The sequence below is a fragment of the Hungatella sp. L36 genome (assembly GCF_014288035.1).
On sequence record NZ_JACOPC010000002.1, the window covers coordinates 39973 to 64388 of the forward strand.

At 50.2% G+C, this 24416-nt stretch carries 18 protein-coding genes; 12 read left to right on the forward strand and 6 right to left on the reverse strand.

Features of this window, described 5'->3' with window-relative positions; translation table 11 throughout:
- Nucleotides 1–251: 251 nt before the first annotated feature.
- The 4 genes from H8S80_RS05790 (at nucleotide 252) to H8S80_RS05805 (ending at nucleotide 4283) form a co-directional block, all read left to right on the forward strand.
- Nucleotides 252–1475 (forward strand): MFS transporter, encoded by a 1224-nt coding sequence (locus tag H8S80_RS05790; RefSeq protein WP_181988072.1) that lies wholly within the window; start codon nucleotides 252–254, stop codon nucleotides 1473–1475.
- 141 nt (nucleotides 1476–1616) lie between these two features.
- Entirely contained in the window at nucleotides 1617–2207 is a 591-nt protein-coding gene (locus tag H8S80_RS05795) for a TetR/AcrR family transcriptional regulator (protein WP_117633651.1), read from the forward strand.
- A gap of 1 nt (nucleotide 2208) precedes the next feature.
- Complete coding sequence (locus H8S80_RS05800; protein ID WP_002604394.1) at nucleotides 2209–2799, forward strand: GNAT family N-acetyltransferase; 591 nt, start codon at nucleotides 2209–2211, stop codon at nucleotides 2797–2799.
- Nucleotides 2800–2855: 56 nt separating this feature from the next.
- On the forward strand, nucleotides 2856–4283 hold the full coding sequence (locus H8S80_RS05805) for a hypothetical protein (protein WP_117633652.1): 1428 nt from the start codon (nucleotides 2856–2858) through the stop codon (nucleotides 4281–4283).
- Between the two features lie 73 nt (nucleotides 4284–4356).
- Here the strand turns inward: H8S80_RS05805 and H8S80_RS05810 are convergent, their stop codons facing one another.
- On the reverse strand, nucleotides 4357–4980 hold the full coding sequence (locus H8S80_RS05810; protein WP_117632115.1) for a hypothetical protein: 624 nt from the start codon (nucleotides 4978–4980) through the stop codon (nucleotides 4357–4359).
- Between the two features lie 301 nt (nucleotides 4981–5281).
- On the opposite strand from H8S80_RS05810, the gene H8S80_RS05815 reads away from it, so the two are divergent.
- Both H8S80_RS05815 and H8S80_RS05820 read left to right on the forward strand, forming a co-directional pair.
- A complete protein-coding gene (locus H8S80_RS05815) occupies nucleotides 5282–8716 on the forward strand; it encodes an ATP-binding protein (protein WP_117632117.1) in 3435 nt (1144 codons plus the stop codon).
- Between the two features lie 73 nt (nucleotides 8717–8789).
- Entirely contained in the window at nucleotides 8790–9986 is a 1197-nt protein-coding gene (locus H8S80_RS05820) for an MFS transporter (protein WP_117632119.1), read from the forward strand.
- 38 nt (nucleotides 9987–10024) lie between these two features.
- On the opposite strand, the gene H8S80_RS05825 is transcribed toward H8S80_RS05820, so the two are convergent.
- Nucleotides 10025–10879: a helix-turn-helix transcriptional regulator gene (locus H8S80_RS05825; RefSeq protein ID WP_002604389.1), complete on the reverse strand. Its 855-nt coding sequence runs from the start codon at nucleotides 10877–10879 to the stop codon at nucleotides 10025–10027.
- 191 nt (nucleotides 10880–11070) lie between these two features.
- Between H8S80_RS05825 and H8S80_RS05830 the strand changes: the two genes are divergently transcribed.
- Genes H8S80_RS05830 through H8S80_RS05845 form a run of 4 tightly spaced genes read left to right on the forward strand, consistent with a single transcriptional unit; the run spans nucleotide 11071 to nucleotide 15495 of the window.
- Nucleotides 11071–12864, forward strand: a complete 1794-nt coding sequence (locus tag H8S80_RS05830; RefSeq protein ID WP_117632121.1) for an L-fucose isomerase — start codon at nucleotides 11071–11073, stop codon at nucleotides 12862–12864.
- A 12-nt stretch (nucleotides 12865–12876) separates the two neighbouring features.
- Nucleotides 12877–14343: a rhamnulokinase gene (locus H8S80_RS05835; RefSeq protein ID WP_117632123.1), complete on the forward strand. Its 1467-nt coding sequence runs from the start codon at nucleotides 12877–12879 to the stop codon at nucleotides 14341–14343.
- Nucleotides 14344–14360: 17 nt separating this feature from the next.
- Nucleotides 14361–15047: a class II aldolase/adducin family protein gene (locus tag H8S80_RS05840; RefSeq protein ID WP_002604386.1), complete on the forward strand. Its 687-nt coding sequence runs from the start codon at nucleotides 14361–14363 to the stop codon at nucleotides 15045–15047.
- A 13-nt stretch (nucleotides 15048–15060) separates the two neighbouring features.
- Nucleotides 15061–15495, forward strand: a complete 435-nt coding sequence (locus H8S80_RS05845; RefSeq protein ID WP_117632125.1) for an RbsD/FucU family protein — start codon at nucleotides 15061–15063, stop codon at nucleotides 15493–15495.
- Between the two features lie 200 nt (nucleotides 15496–15695).
- On the opposite strand, the gene gnpA is transcribed toward H8S80_RS05845, so the two are convergent.
- From gnpA to H8S80_RS05865, 4 genes are all read right to left on the reverse strand, one after another.
- Nucleotides 15696–17858 (reverse strand): 1,3-beta-galactosyl-N-acetylhexosamine phosphorylase, encoded by a 2163-nt coding sequence (gene gnpA, locus H8S80_RS05850; RefSeq protein WP_117632127.1) that lies wholly within the window; start codon nucleotides 17856–17858, stop codon nucleotides 15696–15698.
- Nucleotides 17859–17890: 32 nt separating this feature from the next.
- A complete protein-coding gene (locus H8S80_RS05855) occupies nucleotides 17891–18766 on the reverse strand; it encodes a carbohydrate ABC transporter permease (RefSeq protein WP_002604382.1) in 876 nt (291 codons plus the stop codon).
- 62 nt (nucleotides 18767–18828) lie between these two features.
- Nucleotides 18829–19722 carry a carbohydrate ABC transporter permease gene (locus H8S80_RS05860; protein WP_002604381.1) on the reverse strand — a complete coding sequence of 298 codons (894 nt, stop codon included), beginning with the start codon at nucleotides 19720–19722 and terminating at the stop codon, nucleotides 18829–18831.
- A gap of 68 nt (nucleotides 19723–19790) precedes the next feature.
- On the reverse strand, nucleotides 19791–21125 hold the full coding sequence (locus H8S80_RS05865; protein ID WP_002604380.1) for an ABC transporter substrate-binding protein: 1335 nt from the start codon (nucleotides 21123–21125) through the stop codon (nucleotides 19791–19793).
- 261 nt (nucleotides 21126–21386) lie between these two features.
- On the opposite strand from H8S80_RS05865, the gene H8S80_RS05870 reads away from it, so the two are divergent.
- Nucleotides 21387–22832: an arylsulfatase gene (locus H8S80_RS05870; protein ID WP_117632129.1), complete on the forward strand. Its 1446-nt coding sequence runs from the start codon at nucleotides 21387–21389 to the stop codon at nucleotides 22830–22832.
- A gap of 56 nt (nucleotides 22833–22888) precedes the next feature.
- The gene (locus H8S80_RS05875; protein WP_117632131.1) at nucleotides 22889–24394 is read left to right on the forward strand and encodes a sulfatase-like hydrolase/transferase; all 1506 of its coding nucleotides are present in this window, start codon (nucleotides 22889–22891) and stop codon (nucleotides 24392–24394) included.
- Nucleotides 24395–24416: the final 22 nt, after the last annotated feature.

The window sequence follows — 24416 nt, forward strand, 5'->3', positions numbered from 1 at the left end:
GCAGTGGTCTTTATGGTATACTTAAAAAAATCAGGAAGGGTGGTGAATATCATGACGAATAAGAGATTATTGATAAATCAAAAAGTCATGCTGTTTACGATCGGGAGTTTTCTGTAGCCTTTCTCTTATTGTCGATCAGTGGGTGCTTTTGATTTGTCAAAAGCACTTTTTTTAATGCTAAAAACATGGCGCTGAATGATGGGTTTCACTGTTATTCAGAATACACGGAAAGGCTGCAGGAAAGAGGGAAAATGAAAGTAACTGGAAGAATACTGCCGAAATTTCCAAAGGCAGTCTGTGTAATTATTTTGTGTGCATTTTTTAAAGCAGTGGCTTACTGGGCGCTGACGCCCTATTTGCCCATGTATCTGGGAAACCGTCTCGGAATCAGCGTAGAGAACAGCGGATATCTGATCGGACTGGGCAGTTTATCGGGGACGATTATGAGCATTTTTTGCGGATTTCTCATAGACCGCCGTGATAAGAAAAAGATTTTTGCGTTGTCACTTTCTGTGATGGCAGTCAGTTACTTAATCTTTCCGGGAATGTCAAATGGATTCCTTATTCTTGGCGTATTGATGGTGATTAATATTGCGTCCTCATCTCTGGCGATTGTTACCAATGCCTGGTTTTCCATAATGCTGTCAGAGGAGGAAAGTACGAAAGCATTTTCCATTAAATATATACTGGAGAACATTGGCGCTATGGTGGGGCCTGTACTGGGTACGGTGCTGGTGAAGCTTGATCTTCGCTTTCCGTTTTATGTGGCATCCGCAAGCCTGGTTTTGATAACGCTCATTTTCTTTGTCTATTCAAAGGCGCTGGTGAGCAGTCCGGTCAATGGGAAAATTGATGTGGGCAAAACGGAAGATTTGGGAATCGGGCAGACCATGAGGCTGCTGGTACAGGATAAGCGGCTGCTTTATTTTACAATTGGCGGCGTGCTGTCCATGATGATATATGGAGCACTGGTTACATTTATGTCATTGTTCTTTTCTTCCGTATTGCCCTATGATGAGGCGTATCAAAGAGTGGCCTATATTTCGGCGCTGAATGCTGCAATTGTGATGGGGCTGCAGTACTTTGTGAGCGCACTTATCAGGAAGAAAGCAATCATGAGATGGGTGAGGTTCGCTGTCGGGTCCATGATGGCAGGCCTGATAATTTTAATCTTTCGGTCGGACCTGCTGTGGCTTACTGCGGCGATCGTGTTGCTGTCCTTTGGCGAAGTGGCCATTGTACCGGCGGAGTACTTATTTATTATAAAGATTACTCCAAAAGAGCAGAGAGGTGTATACCTCGGCGCACAGAATATGATCGTTCTGGGACTGTCCATATCACCGGTCCTGTGCGGATATTTGCTGAAAGAGGCGACTGCCTCCATGATGTTCGCCGTCCTGTGCATCATATTGGTGTTCAGCCTGGCATTTTACCAGATGGGATACTCTGTAAGTGAAAAAGCAGAGACGATTTAACCGTATGTGAAAGCTATGAATGCAAAAACGGTGATTTTTCTTGACATTCGGTATGACTTCTATTAAACTGATTAAGTAAACACTCAATGAATGCAAACTTAATGAATAGAAACTTAATAAGTGAACAGGAGGATCCCGTTTATGAATACACGTGACCAGCAAAAAGAGAAACGGCGCGAAGAAATTTTACTTGCAGGCCTGGATCTGTTTGTAAAAAAGGGGTATGCGGCGACGAAGACCAGCGATATCGCAAAGGCGGTAAATATGAGCGACGGCCTTTTGTTTCATTATTTTGCGACGAAAGAGAGCCTGTACGAGGAGCTTATCCGCATCGGGACAGAATCCTCCCAGGCGTGGATGGAGACCGATGAGCGCTCGCCGCTGAACTTTTTTACAGATGTGACAAATCAGATCCTGGATATGATTCGCGTGAATCCGCAGGGGGCGGAATTCTTTGTATTGATCGCACAGGCGCTGAGAAGCAGCACGACACCGGAACGGATCACGCAGATTCTGGCGTCCCAGGAGACCCGTTATGCCAAAACCGTGGAGCTGATCCGGAAGGGGCAGGAGGCGGGAGAGATCCGCAGAGGGAATCCTGAGGCGCTGGCCTGCACGTTCTGGTGCAGCATCCAGGGAATCGCGGAACAGCTTGCTGTATATCCGCAGACTCCGTTTCCGCAGGCGGAATGGATCGTCAGCATATTAAAAGGGACGGAGGGGACCGCGTAGTATGGAAAATACAGAGATAAGGTGCTTAAATCAGCTGGAGGCGAGTCATGTTCAGCAGACAGCCGCGCTGTTAGTGGACAGTTTTTACTCCATGTTTAAGGGAATAACGAAGGAACGGGAGCTTCTGCAGAGACTTTTTACACCCTGTATGCAGCTGGATCTGATTTACGTGCTCTTAAAGGAGGACCGGGTAGCCGGCCTGATCGCAGTCTCGGATTCCAGGAGAAGGGCCATCGTGATGAATGAGGAGACGTGTGTCTCTGTATTCGGTCCGGTAAAAGGGAAGATACTTGCGTGGCAGCTGGGCAAAATGCTTAGCATACCCGCTGTGAAGGGGGACCGAAGCGGATACGTTGATTTTATAGCGACCTCACCGGAATACAGAAGGAAAGGAGTGGGAGGGCAGCTTTTAACGTTTGCCGAGGCCGGTTTGGATTTTGATGAGCTGTATCTCGACGTGCTGAAGGACAATCTGCCTGCTGTCTCACTCTATGAGAAGATGGGGTACAGAACAGAAAGCCTGAAGAAGAGTATCTTAATGCGCCTGGCTGGTATAAAGGCGATGTACATTATGAAAAAGAAATTGAGATAATAGATATGACCGGCAGCCGCAGGCAGAGTACCGGCAAGAGATGAAGGAGACTGGAAATGAACAAATATTTGCTGCTGGACAGCGGAACACTGACTCCGCAGGGACTTGATAATGTCCGTCTGGAGATCTGTGAGATGAAGAAGGATACCATGCACACTCCATTCTTTACGGAAGATTACTTTCGGGAGCCGGCGAGAAGGTGGGAAGTGAGAATTGATAACGGGTATCCGAATGTCATCTACGATTCGGCGGAACGCATTTACCGGTGTTACTATACCCTGTGTACGTACGATCCGGCGTCGGCAAATACTCCCCTCTCAGAGCGTAAGATAACCCATTATGAGCCTCTTCCCGGGCGCATCACATCTCTTGCATACGCGGAGAGCAGAGACGGTGTAATGTGGTATAAACCGGCGCTGGGGCTGGTTTCCTTTGAAGGAAATACGGAGAATAATCTGTTGTTTCTGCATGCGCACGGAACGGGGGTATTTCTGGATGAGAGAGAGGAAGACCCGAAAAAAAGGTATAAGCTGGTAACGAAGGTGGAAGGGCCGGATGAATCCGGCTTTATGGCGGTGAATTTCTCGAAGAACGGGATTCACTGGGGTGAGATGGTTCCATGGCCGGAGCACAATCCGAGGGCTGATTCCCATAACTTTGTGTTCCGGGACGAGAGGGACGGGACATTCAGGCTGATCACCAGAACCTGGAAAAATGGGGTCAGAATTTCAGTCATGAGTGAGAGCCGTGATTTTATCAGGTGGAGTGAGCCTGTGGAGATATTGAGGGGGCGGCGCTTTTCCGCTCAGGTTTACTCCATGCCGGTATTTCAGTATGAGGGGCTGTATCTGGGACTTCCATCCGTGTTTCATGAGGGTGACCGGTCGTCCGACGATTTTGACACGGTGGACTGCGAGCTGGCTTTTGCTGCGGAGCCGGAACATTTTGACTGGGTCTGTCCCGGAAGCCCTGTGATTCAAAGAGGAAAGGGGCGCTATCCAGGAGAATTCGACTGTGGATGTATCTTCGCTTCGGCGCCTGTAGAAATCGATGGCCAGATGTGGGTGTATTACATGGGTGGAAATGGACAGCATTCCGATTTCCGCGAAAGCTCTCTGGGGAGAGCGTCGTTTGAGCAGGATAAACTGGCCTTTTATACGGCTGTGGACCGTGAGAAGCGCGGCCTGCTGACGACTGCCGCCTTTCGCTTTTTCGGGGAAGACCTAGAAGTGCTTACGGAAATGGGGGAGCAGGGATATCTGGAGGCCGCCTTATGCACAAAATGGAACCGGCCAATCGAAGGCTTTGGATATGCGGAATGCGAGATACTGCCGGGTGAGGGCGGATATTATAAGATTCACTTTAAAAATCGGAATATTCAGGATTGGGGACAGCGCCCTGTCCTGATATCTCTGCGGTTTCAGGACTGCAGAATCTACGCGTTCCGGGGAGCGCTTGAGCTTCAGAGTCCGAAATACGGATAAGTATGCAGAAGAAAAGGTACGGCTGACAGACTTTCATGGGTCTGCCAGCCGTACCTTTTTTTATGAGCTCTGTTTAACTCTGTTTCTCCGTGGGGCATCCGATTAAAAATCCCACACATCCCGATACGAAATCCCTGAACTGCGCTGTTGTGGCTGCCACCGAAGAGGAAGACAGCAGGTCGGAGTTAAGGGCGTTGACATTGCGCAGAAGGATCAGGGTAATCAGGCAGAATAATCCGATGAATGTGGCAATCAGGATTTGCAGCCTGCCGGTCAGAAATTTTGCCGGGAGGGATTCTGAATCGTCATTTTCGGCGTTTTCGGTTTCGGCCAGTTCTTTTTCCAGTTCAAAACCGGGGCCTGCATCCTCTGCGGAATCGTAGGAGGGGACGCTCTGTGAAGAAAAGTGTTCGTCTCCGTTATCCGGGGGTTCTGGCCTGATCTTGGTCTGCCTGGATTTCCCCTCGGCCTGCAGAATAAAGTTGGCGCTTAAGATATAGCCGAATATGGCGGCAGAGGATGTCCGCACAATCACATCGATATGCTCAATTTCCGAACCGGTTCCGTTGTGTGAAAACAGGCTGTATGCAGACTGAGTCAGCAGTACAAGGAAAAATACAAGAAGGCATTTATCGACCAGAGGAATCCTGTTGAATGCCGCACAGAGGCATTTTCTGCAAAAAAGTAGTTTTTTCATGGTGTCTCCTCCTCTGTATAAATTATGCGGGGAAGCTGTGTGTGGTTACAGGCTGTCCGAAGGGGCGTTTCCGTGTATAATCATGTGAGGAAATTTGTAGGCTGTAGATATATGGCGGGTGCTGTGGGACGGATGGGAGACATATGAGGGAGATTGCGCGGCGGCTGTGATCTATCTGACTTATTCGATTGAGTTTTTCCCCGATCTGCTTTATAATTTAAGAATAATCAGAACAAACGAACAGTCAGAATGTGATACAATTTTGTATTTATATAGATAAAGTACAGAAAGAGGTGGAATTATGATACAACCGGGCGAGGCTGGCAGAACGGTCCGTTCTTTTTTTGATGCGTATCTGATCCGGCGGAATGTGAAGGACACGCTGGATTGTGTGACAGATACCGTGCATTGGGTGGGAACTGGAAAGTCTGAACTGTCAAAGGGACGGGACCAGACGGAACAGGCGCTGCTTACGGAATTTTCTCAGGCGCCGGAACCGATGAAAATAGAGTATGACAGCTTCGACGAGACGGTTGTTTCCGACCGGTGTGCCGTCGTGCTTCTCACGGCTGATGTATATCCGCCGGGGAGTGAAGAACCCGGGATTTGGTTTCGGGTGAGCGCCGCCTGTGTCAAGGAAGAGGATGGGATATGCAGAATCGCATCGATTCACGCATCGACACCCGAAAGGCAGCAGGAAGAAGGCGGGTATTTTCCGAAATCCATGCTGGACCGGTATGAACTGGAGCGGGAGCGGCAGGTGAACCAGTATGACCATCTTTTTCAGTCCGTGCTTTGCGGCATTGTGCAGTACCGTTTGACCGGTATGGGCGTTGAATTTAAAAATGCCAACCGGGAGGCGATCCGCATATTCGGCTATGAACCGGAGGAGTTCTGGCAAAAAGAGGATTGGGATCTGCCGATGCTGATCATGGAGGAAGACCGGGAGACCGTATTAAAAGAGATCGATACGCTGCATGAGACCGGTGATAAGTCCGATTTTGAGTACCGACTGCTTCAGAAGGATGGAATCCCATGCTGGATCATCGGCAGCGCGGAAGTCCTTCAGGACAGCGACGGAGAGCAGTTTATCCAGAGCGTATTTATCGATATCAACGCCCGGAAGAGGGCGGAACTGAATGAACTGCGTCTGACCAGACAGGTAGAGGCGAGCAATGAGATCATACATCTGGCTCTTGAGCATACCACGACCTGTGAATTTTATTACTATCCGCAGACCTGTGAGTGTCAGGTTCCGGAGCGGACTTGCGAGGCATACCACTGTCGGAGCCGGTATGAAAATATGCCGTACAGTTTTGCAGAGGAACAGGTGGATGAAGCGTATTATCCAGCCTTCTATGCGATGTACGATCAGATTCACCGCGGAGAACGGACGGCTACCTGCGAATTCCGCGGAAAGGACAGCCGTTATTGGAGCCGCGAGACCATGTCTGTGATACTCAGCGATGAAGAAGGAAATCCGCAGTTTGTCATTGGGATTGTGGAGGACATTACCCGTGAGAAGGAGATGGAGACGGCGCTGAAAGAAGCCAGATCCCGCGACAGCCTGACCGGACTCTGCAATAAGGAGAGCGGGATCCGTCTGATTCAGGAGTACCTGGCCTCAGGAAGAGAGCCGGGGGAACATGGCGTTATGATGCTTCTGGATATGGATGATTTTGAGGATATTAATCAGAAGGAGGGCAATATCTTCGCGGATGCGGTTCTGCAGGAGGTGGCGGATGTTCTGCGGCAGGTGACGGATAAGGAGAGCATTAAGGTCCGCCTGGGCGGAGATGAGTTTATGCTTTTCCTGAAAGACTGCAACAAACAGGAGGCCGGGATCATCGGGCCGCGCATCGCTGCCATGATACGGAATATCATCCTCAATACGGAAAAGGACATTCGGATTGCGGCCAGCATCGGTATGTGCAGCACCGAAGTGACGGACGAATATAACGCGCTGTACTGCTGTGCCGAGAGCACATTGAAATACGTCAAGGATCACGGCAGGGGTAACGCCGCCTGTTATCTGGATACCTCCAGGGAGGTGGGCGTGCTGCTTACACAGCTGTATCCGGATGAGTTCCAGGTAAACACGGTTGACCGGGAGATTCTGCACCCGGAGAAGGATCTCGTTTCCTTCGCGCTGGAACTGCTGGGGCGGTCGAAGAATATCAACGACGCCGTGTTTCTGCTGCTATCCCGTATCGGAAAGAACTACCATTTCGACCGGGTATCGATTATTGAGGCGGATAAAGCCTTTTTATCCTACCATTTTTCCTACCAGTGGGCGCGCCACCACTCGGATCTGCAGCTGGGGCAGGATTTCTATGCCTCGGAGGAGGATTTTGAAATCTGCGCCAACATGTATGACGAGGATGGCCTGGCCGATCACAATGTGAGAGACGGAATCTCCCATATCGCATCCTGCCTTCATGCCGCGATCTGGAACTATGGGGAGTACGTGGGGTCCATGAGCTTTGAGGTCGATCAGGAAAACTATCAGTGGACCCGGGAACAGAGGAAGCTTTTAAAAGAGCTGGTGAAAATTATTCCCTCTTTTATCATGAAATCCAAAGCCGACGCGGTGAGCCAGGCAAAAACAGATTTCCTGTCCCGTATGTCCCACGAAATCCGCACTCCGATGAATGCTATCAGTGGCATGACGATTATCGCCAAGAGTGTGCTGGATGACCGTGAGAAAGCACTGGACTGTTTAGAGAAGATCGAGTCGGCCAACACCTATCTGCTGGGGCTGATTAATGATATTCTCGATATGTCGCGGATCGAGAGCGGTAAGATGGAGCTAAGCTATGAATCCATAGATTTGGAACAGCAGCTCTCCAATCTGGAATCCTTATTCCGCGCCCAGGCCGAGGAGAAGCATCTGGAGCTGACCTTTGAAAATGACTACAGGAAAAAACGGCTGCTCCGGGCAGACAGCCTGCGGCTTAACCAGATTCTGGTCAATATTATTGGAAATGCCATAAAATTTACGGAGCTTGGCAGCGTTGCGGTCCGGGTCAAGGTGCTGGAGGAAGAGCCCAGAGCGCTGATTCGTTTTTCTGTCACGGATACGGGAATCGGCATCGAACCGGCTGCCATGAGAAGAATCTTCAATGCCTTCGAGCAGGCGGCTGCGCTTACCGCCTCCCGCCACGGAGGAACGGGACTGGGACTGTCCATATCCAGCCGCCTGGTGCAGATGATGGGCGGTACTCTGGAAGTACGCAGCGAACCGGGAACGGGATCGGAGTTCTTCTTTACCCTGAGCCTGGAATATGCCTGTGAAGATGCGGAGGAGATCCCTGTGCAGGAACAGAACGTGGACATTCCTGATTTCCATGGCAGTCGTGTTCTTCTGGCCGAGGACAATGATCTGAACCGGGAGATAGCGCAGACGATTCTGGAGATGAACGGCTTCACCGTGGCCTGTGCGGCCGATGGTCAGGAAGCGTTGGATCTCTACTGCGGCGAAGAACCCGGCTGGTTTGACGTGATTCTGATGGATATCCGTATGCCGGTCATGGATGGACTGGAGTCAGCCAGGCGTATCCGAACCTCGGGACGCCCGGATGCCCGCAGAATTCCCATTATCGCCCTGACGGCCAACGCATTCGACGAGGATACGAGAAAATCGCTGGCCAGCGGCATGAACGGCCATCTCTCAAAGCCGATCCAGGTGGATCAGATGCTGGAGATTCTGGGAAAATGCATGGGATTGAAGAAATAGGGCGCGGCGGAAATACTGCCGGAATTGGTTTTCGCCGTTACGCGCCGGTAAAAGAAAGGGCGAGGAGAAGATTATGTATTCATTTTTGCTTGTTATCATTTATATGGCTTTTATCAGTCTGGGACTGCCGGACTCACTGGTAGGTTCCGCCTGGCCTGTGATGCATACGGAGCTGAATGTGCCGGTTTCCTATGCGGGTATGATCACCATGGTAATTGCGGCTGGCACCGTTGTTTCCAGCCTTCTTTCTGACCGTCTCACGAAGAGGTTTGGGGCTGGTCTGGTGACCGCCGTCAGCGTATTCATGACGGCAGTCGCATTATTCGGATTTTCCGTATCCGGTTCCTTTGTCCTGTTGTGCCTGTGGGCCGTCCCTTATGGCCTTGGCGCGGGAGCGGTCGATGCGGCGCTTAATAACTACGTGGCTCTGCACTATGCTTCCCGCCACATGAGCTGGCTTCACTGCTTCTGGGGACTCGGCGCCGCTGCCAGTCCCTATATCATGCGATATTGCCTGACAGGAGGCTATGGCTGGCACAGCGGGTACCGCACGGTTTCCATCATACAGTTTGTTCTGACAGCCGGACTTTTCATCAGCCTGCCGCTCTGGAAACAGGTGAATGGGGGAAAGAAAAGCCGTACACAGGAAGAAGGCACAGAGAATGGCCCTGTGAAGGCTCTCGGCCTCCTTCAGACCATGAAAATCAAGGGTGTTCCGCTGGTGATGGTGGCATTCTTTTCTTACTGCGCTTTGGAACAGACGACGATGCTCTGGGCGAGCAGCTACATGGTGCAGCATCGGGGAATCGACGTGAATCTGGCGGCAGGATATTCCGCCCTGTTCTTTTTCGGTATTACATTTGGACGCTTTTTAGGCGGTTTTGCAGCCGACTGGCTGGGAGACCGCGGGCTGGTCCGTATCGGTATCGCGACGATCGTGGTGGGACTGATTCTTGTGGCGGCTCCGGTAAAAACCAATATGCTGGTTCTTGCCGGTCTGGTTGTGGTCGGTTTCGGCTGCGCCCCTGTATATCCCGCGATTATCCATGCAACACCCTATAATTTTGGAAGGGAAAACTCCCAGTCCATTATAGGCGTACAGATGGCCAGCGCCTATATCGGAACGACATTTATGCCGCCCCTGTTCGGCTTTATGGCCTCCAGCATCAATATCAGCAGTTTTCCGTATTACATACTCATCCTGACGGTTCTTCTGTTTGTGATGTCGGAGAAATTAAACCGGACAGTGGACAGGAGAAGAAACCGGTAACAGATATTGATACATGCGCTCTGCGTGAATAAAGTTTATTACAGCGGAGCCTTTAAATACTGCCCCGGTGATTTTCCCTTATATTTTTTAAACGCCCGGGTGAAATAACTGACATCGTTAAAGCCGCAGAGCATGGCGATATCCGTGATCTGGCTGTCTGTGCCCGCCAGCAGGCAGCAGGCCCTCTCAATCCGGTAGTAATTGACGTAATCGATGGGCGTCCGCCCGGTCATTTCGGAGAAGAAATGGCAGAAGTATTTCGGTGACATCCCGGCCGTGCGGGCCAGTTCATTTAAGGTGATCTTCTCGGTATAATGGGCATCGATGTAGTTCAGTACATTTTTTAGAAGATAGAGATTCCTGTGGCTGGATAAGTCCGATTTGTCAGAGACGGTATACCGCTTATTCAGGCAGAGCAGTCCCATAAGCTGGTAGAGCAGTCCCAGGCACTGCAGCTTTCCTCCCTCCTCCGAATTCTGCATGAGCGCAAAGAGGCGCTTAAGCAGACTGTGAATCGCAGTATCTTCCCCAGCCGGAAAATATTCGTCCAGGATCAAATCCTGTCTGTCCAGCCGCTTTAAAAAGTCAGAGTCAAAGGTCTGACTGAAAAGGAGGCCGACAGGAAATACAAGGCATTCGTAGACGCAGTCATAGGGCGTTCCGCCGTGAAGCCCGCCGCTGTTGACAAGCAGAATGTCGCCGGCGGCCGCAGTCCGTGTGGTTTCATTGATCGTCACGTGGAACGTACCGCTTACGATATGAATCAGCTCCAGTTCCTCGTGCCAGTGGTAGGGCATGGCATACTGCGGATGACTTTCCGTGACATGGTAATAGCCTGCCGGAAAATCTGCAGTTCCATGATGTTTCATTTCTTTATATTTTATATAATGCATATCTAATATCACCAACTCCAAACATGAATTTTATTCTATATAATTTCCAATTATACGGTACAGGTGCGGATTGCGCAATGGATGAATCGGAATATCGTCCAATTATTTGCCATGATAAGACAAGAAAATACGTCGAAGAGATGGTACTATGATCTCATAAGAATAAACGATTTTCCAAGGAGGAATGTAACATGGCAGAGAGCAGATTAGTGGGAAGTTATCCGGTGATCGGGATCAGACCGACCATTGACGGGAGAAGAGGGTATTTAAAGGTGCGGGAGTCTTTAGAGGATCAGACCATGAATATGGCGAAGGCGGCCGCAGAGCTTTTCGAGAAACATTTACGCTATTCCAACGGCGAGCCGGTGAAGGTGGTGATCGCGGATACGACCATCGGAAGAGTGGGGGAAACGGCGGCCTGCGCCGATAAGTTCCGCAGAGAAGGCGTGGATATCACCCTGACAGTGACTCCATGCTGGTGCTATGGGGCGGAGACGATGGACATGGATCCGATGACCATCAAGGGAGTCTGGGGATTCAACGGGACAGAACGTCCGGGCGCGGTTTATCTGGCTTCTGTCCTGGCCACCCATGCGCAGAAAGGGCTTCCCGCGTTCGGAATCTATGGCCACGACGTACAGGAAGCAGATGATACGGAGATTCCGGAGGATGTGAAGGAGAAGCTGCTTCGTTTCGGCCGTGCCGCGGTGGCGGTGGCGACCATGAGGGGAAAATCGTATCTCCAGATCGGATCCATCTGTATGGGAATCGGCGGGTCCATCATTGACCCTGCTTTTATTGAAGAATATTTAGGCATGCGCGTGGAGTCGGTCGATGAGGTGGAGATCATCCGCAGAATGTCAGAGGAAATCTACGATCATGCAGAATATGAAAAGGCTCTGGCCTGGACGAAGAAGTATTGTATGGAAGGCTTTGACAAGAATCCGGAGGAAGTGAGAAAGAGCCGCGAACAGAAGGATAAGGATTGGGAATTCTTAGCGAAAATGATGTGCATCATCAAAGATTTGATGAATGGAAACCAGAACCTTCCGGAAGGCTGTGAGGAGGAAAAGGTGGGCCATAACGCTATTGCCGCCGGTTTCCAGGGACAGCGCCAGTGGACCGATTTCTACCCTAACTGTGACTTCCCGGAGGCAATGCTGAATACCTCCTTCGACTGGAACGGAGCGAGAGAGCCTTACATACTGGCGACGGAAAATGATGTCTTAAACGGCCTTGGCATGATGTTCATGAAACTGCTGACAGGCAGAGCACAGATATTTGCCGATGTCCGGACCTACTGGAGCGGCGACGCGGTAAAACGGGCGGCAGGCTATGAGCTGGAAGGACGGGCGAAGGAGGCGGATGGGTTCCTTCATCTGATTAATTCCGGCGCGGCGTGCCTCGATGCCAATGGAGGCGCGAAGGACGCTGACGGAAAATCCGTGATGAAGCCGTGGTATGAGGTGACGGAAGAGGATCAGAAGGCCATCATGGCAGCCACGACCTGGAATGAAGCAGATTTCGGATATTTCCGTGGAGGCGGATTTTCATCCAGATATTTGACCGACTGTGAGATGCCGGTAACCATGATTCGTTTAAATCTTGTGAAGGGGCTGGGACCTGTCCTTCAAATCGCGGAGGGCTGGACCGTAAAGCTGCCGGAAGAAGTGAGCGATACACTCTGGAAACGAACCGATTATACGTGGCCGTGTACCTGGTTCGCACCGAGAGTGACCGGAAAGGGAGCATTTGCCACTGCATACGACGTGATGAATCACTGGGGGGCCAATCACGGCGCCATCAGCTACGGCCATATCGGCGCCGATTTGATCACTATGTGTTCCATGCTCAGAATACCCGTGAGCATGCACAATGTGCCGGAGGAGAAGATCTTCCGTCCGGCCGCATGGAATGCCTTTGGCATGGATCCGGAGGGCCAGGATTACCGCGCGTGCGCCGCGTTCGGGCCTGTGTACCGGTAAGGCGGTGGCAGTATGAGTGAAAAGCAGGTACTGGCCGTTGATTACGGAGCTTCCGGCGGCCGTGTGATGCTGGGCGGGTTTGACGGGGCTTCCTTTACCATTTCCGAGCTCCACCGTTTTCCCAATGATCCGGTGAAACTGGGAGATACCATGTACTGGGATGTGCTCCGTCTCTACTTCGAGATGAAACAGGGAATCGTAAAGTCAAAGGCTTACGGAGCGATTTCCGGTATCGGCGTGGATACCTGGGGCGTTGATTTCGGTCTGCTGGACCGGGAGGGAAGGCTGCTGGACAATCCGGTTCACTACCGGGATGGACGGACAGCCGGAATGATGGAAAAGACGCTGAAAATGGTCGGCAGAGACCCTCTCTATGAACTGACCGGGAATCAGTTGATGGAGATCAACACGCTCTTTCAGCTGATGGCTGTAAAGGAACGGAGGCCGGAGCTTCTCGAAAGGGCAGACGCCCTCCTTCTGATGCCGGATCTGTTCCAGTATTTCTTATCCGGAGAGAAAATCAGTGAAAAATCCATTGCCTCCACCACCCAGATGATGGATATGAGACAGGGAAAATGGGCCTTCGGATTGCTGGAAACGCTTGGACTCCAGGCAGGAATGATGCGTGACATACTCCCCGGAGCAGTCAGAACGGGAAGCCTGCGTCCGGAAATCCGAAAAGAACTGGGGGTGCCGGCCATGGAGGTGATCGCCGTGGCTGGCCATGATACCCAGAGCGCCATGGCAGCGATCCCGGCCTGCGAAGAGGATTTCCTGTTTATCAGCTGCGGAACGTGGGGGCTGTTCGGAACGGAGCTTACGGAGCCGGTCATCAGCGAAATGTCAAAGAAATTTAATATTACCAACGAGGCGGGGCTGGAAGGCAAATACGCATTCTTAAAGAATATCATCGGTCTGTGGCTGATTCAGGAGAGCAGAAGACAGTGGATACGGGAAGGAAAGGAATACGGATTTGGAGAACTGGAGACGAAGGCCGCCTGCACGGAACCTTTAAAAAGCCTGATTAATCCGGACGCGCCGGAATTTGTCCCGGCCGGTGATATACCTGAGCGAATCCGGCAGTTCTGTCAGAAAACGGGGCAGCCGGTTCCGCAGTCTGAGGGGGAAACCGTCTGCTGCATCGATCAGAGCCTCGCGCTTGCGTACCGGAAAGCCATGGACGAGATCAGAGCATGTACGGGAAAGCAGTACCCGGTCATTCATCTTATCGGCGGCGGCGCCCAGAGCGGACTGCTGTGTCAGATGACTGCCAATGCCTGCGGCCTGCCTGTAGTGGCAGGACCGGTGGAGGCGACCGTCTATGGAAATACCATGGCTCAGTTCATGGCACTGGGAGAGTTAAACGGCCTCACTCAGGCGAGACGCGCGCTGGCGAATACTCTGCATACCGTTGTCTACGAGCCGCGCGACCGGGAAATCTGGGAAGAGGCCTATGAAAGATACAGGGAAATACTTTAAAATCCGGAGGTAAGAACATGGAATTAACGTATATGGAATTGAGAGAACAGATCTGCGATATCTGCCATAAAATGTGGCAGCTGGGCTGGGTAGCGGCCAATGACGGCAATGTGTCGGTAAAACTGCCGGATGGAACATTTCTGGCAACACCGACCGGGATGAGCAAGAGCTTTATCACGCCGGAAAAACTGGTACACATCGATCAGGACGGTCAGGTCCTGGATGCGCCCGCCGGGCTGAAACCGTCCTCGGAGATCAAGATGCATCTGCGCTGTTATAAAGAGCGGGAGGATGTGGGAGCTGTTCTTCACGCTCATCCGCCTGTCGCAACCGGATATGCTGTAGCCAATAAGCCTCTGGACGAATATTCCATGATTGAGACAGTAATCGCGCTTGGCTCCATACCCGTGACGCCTTACGGAACTCCCTCCACCTACGAGGTACCCGACCGTATTGCACCGTATCTGGGAGAGCATGATGCCCTCCTCCTGCAGAACCACGGAGCGCTGACTGTCGGAGCCGACTTAATCACGGCGTATTACCGGATGGAGACGCTGGAGCTGTTTGCGAAAATCAGTCTCAACGCCTATCTGCTGGGAGGGGCAAAAGAGATTTCAAGGGAGAATATTGACCGCCTGATTTCCATGCGGGAAGGCTATCAGGTGACTGGAAGACATCCCGGCTACAGGAAATACGGAAAGTGAGGAGAGCAGAACTATGCTGAAAGGAATACCTGCAATCCTGTCCCCGCAGCTTCTCAAAGTATTATGCGAGATGGGACACAGTGACACCCTCGTGATCGCTGACGGTAATTTTCCGTCGGAATCCATGGGAAGGGAAGGGATCGTGATCCGCATGGATGGACACTCCGCCCCGGAAGTGCTGGAGGCTGTATTGGAGCTCTTCCCATTGGACTCCTATGTCAGCCAGCCGGTCAGTCTGATGGAAGTTATGAGCGGAGATACGGCTGAAACTCCCATATGGGATACGTATGAGGAAATCGTGAAGCGGCGCAGCGGACTGGAGAGCAGTGCAATAGGCCATATCGAGCGGTTTGCATTTTATGAGGAAGCGAAGAAGGCCTATGCGGTTATCGCTACGGGAGAGAAGGCGTTATATGCGAATATTCTGCTGCAAAAGGGCGTGGTTTAGAGGATACCATGGTATTGACACATATAGAAAAAATTACTGTCTATCTCAATTCCTTCAAAACGGAACAGGTGTCAGTGAATGGAGAGTCTGACGAGATATAAATAACAACGCAAAATAACAAATCCCCAGAGCAGTCTGCCTGGGAATTTGTTATTTTTACTTTGTTTCAATAAGCTGCGTATTTCGTCTGATCCAGACGGTTAGATCTCATACCAGATAATTTCATTGGCATCCAGGTCCAGTTCGAAGCTGGAACCGTCACCTTTATAAATCGTGGTATGCTGCGGTTCATAGGTGTTGTTGACAACACAGTATTTTCCGTTTTTAACGTAGGCGTGTACCTCTGCGTTAAAGTTGGAACTGAACCAGCGGTAAAGATTGTCTTCATCGTGGGAGGACCAGATGATGGAGCGGTACAGAATGCGGCTGTTTTCAAAGCTGTAGGGAAGTCCGCTGATGTAGACGCATCGTCCCTGTCCAAACTCATTCACTGCCATCTGTACTTCCTTGTCTCTCTGAACCAGAATCCGGGTTCCGTCAAGGGCATAGATGTTTTTCTTGCCCTCACCAAAATCGATGTCTCTGGTGCAGTCCTCTTTGATAAAGTGGTCATGCTGATCCCAGTTGTATTTGTCCACGTTGAGCGTGAAGCCGGTTTCCTTTTCCACGCCCATAACCGTAGCCAGCTGGAAGAAATGGCCCTCATGCTGATGAGCAGCCGGTTCCCCGACTCCGATAAATCCGCCGCCGTTGTAGATGAATCTTTTTACTGCGGTTATAATGGTCTCATCCGTCCAATTGTCTCCGCCGGTGTAAGCAGTGTCGCCATCGCCCACATTGAGGATCACGTCGATGTCATTTAAAATCTCAGGGTTCTCCCGGATATCGTCAAAGCTGATGAACTTCACGTCAAATGGCGCTCCGCTCAGAGCCTCTATAATCCCTGCATAGGAATAGTTCTGTTTATGATAGATGGCATGGTGAACCATGTGATTGCCCCATGCACGGGCCTTGCCCCAGCAGTTCAGCACGGCTACTGTCTTTATACAGTAAGGGGTCGTGCCTTTGATATTGTCATACAGGGTGCGGAATTCGCTGCATACGTCCTCCACATAGCTGATAAATTCCGGGAACTGTAAGGCCAGCTTTAAATAGCCGCCGTATCCGATCCGGTCAATGGGCTTTCTTAAGATGGCCCTTCTGGCGGTCACCCAGTTTATCTTTGCCTCCTTCACAGGATCCCCGCCTTCCCGGAAGGTATCTGGGAAGAAGTAGGGGAGCAGGCGTCCTTCTGTGTAGGCAACTCCTTCGATATCACTGATGAGACGGAGCGTGCAGCCGTTTCCTACGCTGCCGACCACGGCATCCAGACCAATGGTCTTAAACTCATCCATGAAAGGCTCTGTTCCGATCCAGTGGTCTCCTAAGAACATCATGGCCTCTTTGCCGTATTCGTGAGTGATATCAACCATTTCCTTAGCCAGCTTGGCTACCTCACGTCTCTGGAAGGCCTGGAAATCCAGGAACTCTTTGGAAGGAATCCGGTAGTTGTTGTTCATATAGCCCTGGTCGATGATGAACTCGGGGCGGAACGGATAGCCGGCCTCCTTCTCAAACTGTTCTAAGATATAGGGACTTACCGATGCTGAATAGCCGTACCAGTCCACGTATTTTTCTCTTGCCAGTTCATCGAAGATCAGAGTGAACTGGTGGAAGAATGTGGTATAGCGGATCACATCCACATGAGGATTGGCCTCGAGATACTTCCTGAGCCTGTCCATGGAAAACTTGTGTGTCTTAGGCTGACGTACATCAAAGGTGATCTGCTTTTCAAAATCAGTCCAGCCGTTGGTGACTGCATTGTACATGTGTACCGGATCCCACATGATGTAAGCCAGGAAGCTTACCGTATAATCATGGAATTCTTTTGCTCCGTGGATGATCACATCCCCGGTCTGGCTGCTGTACTCCCAGGAAGATACCGGAACAGGCTGACCGGTGGTTCTGTCTATTACTTCCCACCAACGCCTGATATCGTCCCTGTCGTTCACTTTCAATAAATCTGTATGTAAATGGTTCATAAGATGAATAGACAGCTCATCCTTTACTGCCGTATAGAACGGTGTCATAATATACATCTGCTGAATCTCATCGGGATTGGCCTTAGCCCAGGCATTGTCCTTCCTGGTGGTGTAGTAGGTGGAATAGACTTTGGCCTCCACATTCTTTAATTCATCCGGATAATCGGTACCATCACAGTCCCGAATGGCGTCGGCGCCCCAGCGTTTCAGCAGCTCCAGCGTCTCCGGAACTACGTCCACGTCTGTGGGTATTGTAACTCTTCCAATAAAATCCTTTTTCATTATCGTTCTCCTTTGCTGTCAAGTTAATATTTTTAGCCTTTCACACCGCCGCCTGTAACACCGGCAATAATCTTTTCGGAGAGGATGATATACAACAGGAAGGTAGGCAGGAAGACAATAATTACTGCTGCGAACAATCCGCCGTAATCTCCGGTATACTTCATTGCATTTACGATTTGGAGCAGTCCTACGCCGACCGGAGTGGTCTCCGTAGACGTTGCAAAGATAAGAGCCATGAAGAACTCGTTCCAAACGCTCATAAAGTTAAAGATGGTAACCGTAACGATAGCCGGCTGGATCAGTGGGAACATGATCTTCCAAAAGGTCTTGGCGGGTGTACAGCCGTCAATCGCTGCCGCTTCTTCATAACTTCTTGACAAACTGGCAAAGAAGTTCAGCAGGTAAGTGGTGGTAAAGGGTACACGTAAAAGGATATAAAGAATAATCAGTAAAATTCTTCCCCGGATGTGATACTGGGCCGTCAGTGAATAGATCGGCATGATAATCATAACCTCAGGGATACTCATGGCCAGGATTAAACCTGTCTTGACTCCTTTATTTCCAAGGAATGTAAAGCGCGAAAGCACATACGCGGCCGGAGCTGAGATCAATATAACCACGATACAGGAAGATACCGCATAAAGCAGAGAGTTTGCAAAATAAACAGAAACATTGTTGCCCTTCCACGCGCTGGCATAGTTTTCAAAGTGAACTCCTGATTCAAACTTAAATACCGTGCCGGTGAAGATTTCTCTGGAGGTGGAAAGGCTGGCACCCAGAATCCAGATCAGGAAGGCCGCTGTAAAGGCAATCCAAATGGCCAGAATGAGATATCCCGGAAGAAGGGTCAGCTCTTTTCTCCAGTTCACCTTACTCCTAAACACGTTTTCTTTGTTCCTTTTTCTCATTTTTTACTCCATTCTGTGGACATGTCAGATAAGCATCTTTCTTGCGCCACGTTTCTCACACATTAATATTCAAGATCATCATCTTTAAGCAGCCTGTTCATAATGAAATAAACAATTCCAATAAAGACTGCCATGACGACGCCAATGGTAGCACCGGCGCCGGCATCTCGCTGAACATTGCCGACTGTACCAAATACCGTATCATATAAGTATACCACCGGTGTAATTGTGGAAGCTTCCGTGCTGACCGGTGAGAACATCTTGGACCATAAGTAAAAGGTAACACAGTTTACACTCCAGAATGTGATGTTAGTTTTAAAAATGCCGCGGAGCAAAGGCATGGTAATCCTGCCAAACTGCTGAACTTTGTTAGCCCCGTCAATCGTGGCAGCTTCATAGATATCTGAGGGAATCTGTTCGATGCCGTTGATGAAAATCAGCATATAGTAGCCTACCGCGCCAAATGTGAAGGCAGCCAGCATGGCCCAGAATTTCATGTCGGTTCCCAGCCAGTTCTTCCCCTCCAGCCCCATCGTCCTTAAAATCTGGTTAATGAGACCGTAATCCTGATTGTAGATATACTGAATCCACATGGTAGCCAGAGCCACGGCGCTGATAATATTGGGAAGATAAATCGCTGCACGGAAAAATTTTTTAAACCGGATTCCACTGGTGATGATAACAGAAAACAGCAGTGAAAAACTGAGGATAATAATGCCTCCCAGTAACCAGATAATCAGAATGTTTGTCGCCGCTCTCTGAAAGGTGGGACTGGAAAATACCTTTGCATAATTAGCCAGACCGTTAAAGCTCCATTCAGATGCACTGGAGGTCACGCTTTCAATCTTAAAAAAACTCATGATTACGGTTCTGACAACCGGGTATAGATACATGACAACTAAAGCAAGTATACAAGGTGTTATAAAACCAACGATAAACAATTTGTTTTTTTTCATTTCTTATTTCACCTTTCTGACCAAATGAGGTGACGCTATAAGCGTCACCTCCGGTTTTCCAGCATTCTTTAATATAAAGCGTCCAGAGCCTTTGCAAAATCTTCGCCTGTTGCATAGCTTCCTTCATACAGTTTTACAATTACTTCCTGAATAACGGAAATCTTGTCTGCGTTAGCGTTCAGACCCATATTCCAGGAAAGAGGAGCTGTGGTATTCATCAATACCTCGTTAGTTCCGCTCTGAACAGCCGGTGGAGTATTGCTTGGATCCGCTGGGATATTATTGGACAAATCAGCCATGTTCTGGCTCTGCTTGCCGCTAGTTAAGTATACAGCAAAATCAAATGCCGCCTGAGGATTCTCACTGTATTTGGTGATACCGATGGAGTTCGCTCCTGCAAATGTACTGGTATTGTCCACGCCGCCTTCTACGGCCGGATAAGCGAACAGCCCCCAATTGAGTTCTGTGCCTGTATTGGCGTTAACTTCTGCAGTGATGTAGTTTGCACATACTACCATAGCGATTTTCTGTGTAAGACCGATCTTGTTCTGGCTTGCCGGATACTCATCAGGAGCGCCGTCTGCCAGATAGCCTGCTTTTACAAAATCAATCATTTCCTGGCCTGCTTTTACTACGCCGGGATTGCCGCTCCAGCCGCCGTTAGTTGCCAGATCTTCAACAGCCGCCTGTCCAATATGCCTTGACAGATGGTAACCAAACAGGAATGGGGCATATGTACTATCGAGAGCCAGAGGCTGATAGCCTTTGTCCTTCATGGTCTGGCAGGCAGTCATGAACTCGTCCCATGTTGCCGGAGCAGTGATGCCGCAGTCATCAAAGATATCTTTATTATAGAACACGCCGCCTACAGATGGCTGCTCGGTAACACATGGAAGGAATCCGGCCCATTCAGTCGCCTGATTGTTGAATACAGCGTAGCTCTTGTCAGCGTATCCGGCTTCCTTTGCCATATCCGTCAAATCAGCAACATAATTGACATAGTTCTTGGAGATTCTGGTGTAGTCGTCCTCAAACATATCAAATCTTTCCTGAGCTTCCAGTGCGGAAGAGAGGATGTTCTTGTTTTCACGGCCTTTCCACTCGAACTTAATCTTGGCTCCGGTTTCAGCCTCGAAAGCCTCTGCAGCCTGCTGAAGTGCCTGTCCCTGAGGCTCATTGTTTGTCCACATGGACCAGTATGTAAGTTCAACACCTTCGTACTTCTTGTCTCCCTCAGCCGCGGCTGGTGCAGCAGTTGTTTCGCCGGTCTCGGCTTTGGCAGTCGTTGCTGCCGGAGTTTCTGCTGGAGTCTCTGCTGGTTTTGCATTGTTGCTTCCACAGCCTGCTAAAAGACCTGCCGTCATGGCAGCAGCCAGCAGAACGCTAATCGGTTTTTTCTTCATAGATAAATCCTCCTTTTTGTTGGGCACTGCCCATTTGAAATATCTTAAATTCATAAGTAAATTATATACTGATCTAACATTCATTAGCTATCAGTATATTGTTTTGTTTTTTATATTTTTTGCTATTTTTTGTAGCATATTTATAATAAAAAACTTCATTTGACGTTTTTTATCAACAGTTTGCACTACAATTTTTCGCGCGGACTCTTGCTTTTTAATTTCTATTATATTATGATGATAAAAAAACAAAGGAGTTTTCTTATGAGCCGTCCCAATATTATACTGCTTATGACCGACCAGCTTCGCGGGGACTGTCTGGGATATGCAGGTCATCCTGATGTAAAAACGCCATATCTTGATACACTGGCCTCCACCGGTACAGCCTTTGACCGCGCCTACAGCGCCTGCCCGAGCTGCATCGCTTCCCGAGCCGCCATCCATACAGGGATGGGGCAGAACCATCACGGCCGTGTAGGCTATCTGGATGGCGTTCCCTGGGAATATGAGCATACGCTGGCCGGGGAATTAGGCCAGGCTGGCTATTACACCCAGTGCGTCGGCAAGATGCACGTCCATCCTTTAAGGAATTATCTGGGATTTCATCATGTGGAGCTTCATGACGGATATCTGGGATATTCCAGGCGGGCAACGATTCCCTACCGTGAGTCCCAGCTGGTAGCCGACGATTATTTCTACTGGCTGAAAAATGAGCTGGGAATTTCCGCCGATGTGACAGACACGGGGATTGAATGCAACAGTTATGTGGCGAGGCCCTGGATGCATGAGGAGAAATACCATCCCACCAACTGGGTTACCGAGAGAAGCATAGACTTTTTGAGACGGCGTGATCCGGGGAAGCCTTTTTTCCTTATGGCCTCTTATCTCAGACCGCATCCTCCCTTTGATGCGCCTCGGCATTACTTCGATTTATACCGGGATCAGGAGCTGCGCCCACCGTATGTAGGCACCTGGGAGACGGACGAATTATTAAAAAGGGACGGACGGATCTATGATTCAAAGACAGGTCCCATTGATGCAGAGCTTATACGCCAGGCCCAGGTGGGATATTATGCCTGCATCACCCATTTGGACCATCAGATAGGGCGGCTGATTCTGGCTCTGAAGGAGCAGGAGCTTTACGATAATTCCATTATTATCTTTACCGCAGACCACGGGGAGGAACTCTGTGACCACCACATGTTCCGCAAAGCCAGACCTTACGAGGGAAGCTGCCACATCCCGCTTATCATCTCGGGAGGAAAGAAGTTTCTGCCGAAAGGGGCCGGTTCCTCCAGGTGCAGCAGCGTAGTGGAGCTTCGGGATATTATGCCCACGCTGCTCGATTTGGCAGACGCCCCTGTTCCGGATACGGTGGACGGCAAATCGCTCCTTCCTCTGCTTGAAGATCCGGCGCGGTCCGTGCGTCCCTGGCTTCACGGAGAGCATTCCTTTGATGAGTATTCCAACCACTGGATCGTCACCGAAACAGACAAATACATCTGGCACTCACAGACCGGTCAGGAGCAGTACTTCCATCTGGAAAAAGATCCCCATGAACTCACGGATCTGATTGCGGAAGATGCCTGTAAGATGCGGATTCAGGAGCTTCGCGGGCATCTTATAGAATCCCTGGAGAACCGCAGGGAAGGTTTTGTGGAAAATGGGAGACTGGTGCCTGGACGCCCCTATCCGCCCGTCCTTTCCTAAAACAGAAAAGACATTAAAAGATCAATTGCAGATATAGAGAAACCGGAGAATAGCATATGAAAAAACAAATCATCCTTATAATGACAGACACCACGCGCAAAGACATGCTGGGCTGCTATGGAAATCCTAAAATGATCACACCGAATCTGGACCGGCTGTCCGCCGAAGGCATCCGGTACGAGAATGCCTATACGTGCCAGCCGGTCTGCGGCCCGGCACGGTCCGCCATATTTACCGGAACCTTTCCGCATACCAATGGGGAGGTGACGAACTGTGTAGCCATGGGAGATAATATAAAAACCGTAGGCCAGCGTCTGACGGACAACGGAATTCACTGCGGCTATATCGGCAAATGGCATTTAGACGGCGGTGACTATTTTGGCAATGGCATCTGCCCGGAGGGCTGGGATGAGGCATACTGGTATGATATGCGCCGGTACCTGGAAGAGCTGACGGAGGAGGAACGGCTGAAATCCAGAAAATCCGCCACCTCCTTTGAGGAAGATATGACAGAGGAGTTTACATACGCTCACCGCTGTTCCAAAAGGGCGGCAGACTTTCTGGAACAGTATAAAGATGAGGACTTTTTCCTGGCAGTTTCTTACGATGAGCCTCACGGTCCTTCGCTCTGTCCTGCGCCGTACAACACCATGTATGACGGATTCTGCTTTGAGGACAGTCCCAATTATGAGGACGATTTAAGTCAAAAGCCACTGATGCAGCGCTTATGGGCAGGGGAGAACTTACACAAAAACAGGGAGGAAATCAACTGCCCTTCCGGAAAATTGTCCCTGTTTTTAGGATGCAACTCGTTTGTAGATTACGAAATCGGGAAAGTCCTGGACAAAATCCGGGAGACGGCTCCGGACGCTATGGTCATCTACACCTCTGATCATGGAGACATGCTGGGAAATCACCGGCTTACTTCCAAAAATGCTGCCTGCTACAAAGAGGTTGCCAACATCCCGCTGATCATCAAAGGCGGCGAGGCCGGCAAGGTGGTGGATTACCCGGCTTCCCACATTGATCTGACTCCCACGATTCTGGATTACATGGGCCTTCCCATCCCAAAGCTGCTGGAGGGGAAAAGTATGCTGCCTCAGATCAACTGCACGGATATCCGGATCAATAATGAGGTCTATACAGAATTTACCCGGTATGAAGCGGACCACGACGGATTCGGCGGCCTGCAGATGATGCGTGCTGTCATTTCAGACCGGTATAAGCTGGTGATCCATCTTCTGGACAGTGATGAGCTGTACGATATGGAAAAGGATCCGGCAGAGATCTGCAACCGGATCCAGGATGATGATTATTCCGAAATCCGCAATTCCCTGCATGACAAAATCCTGGAGCAGATGAACCGGACCCGCGACCTTTATCGTGGATATCAGTGGGCCTGCAGAAGCTGGCGCACGGACAAGGATCCGACCTGGAGCAACGATGGCTATACCAGACAGCGGGAAAATGAAGAGTATGAGCCAAGACAGCTGGACTACGATACCGGACTGCCCATGACGGAATCGGTGAGGACGAAGATATCCAAGAATTTAAAGAGATAATAGAGCAGTCTTTTTCTGCAAA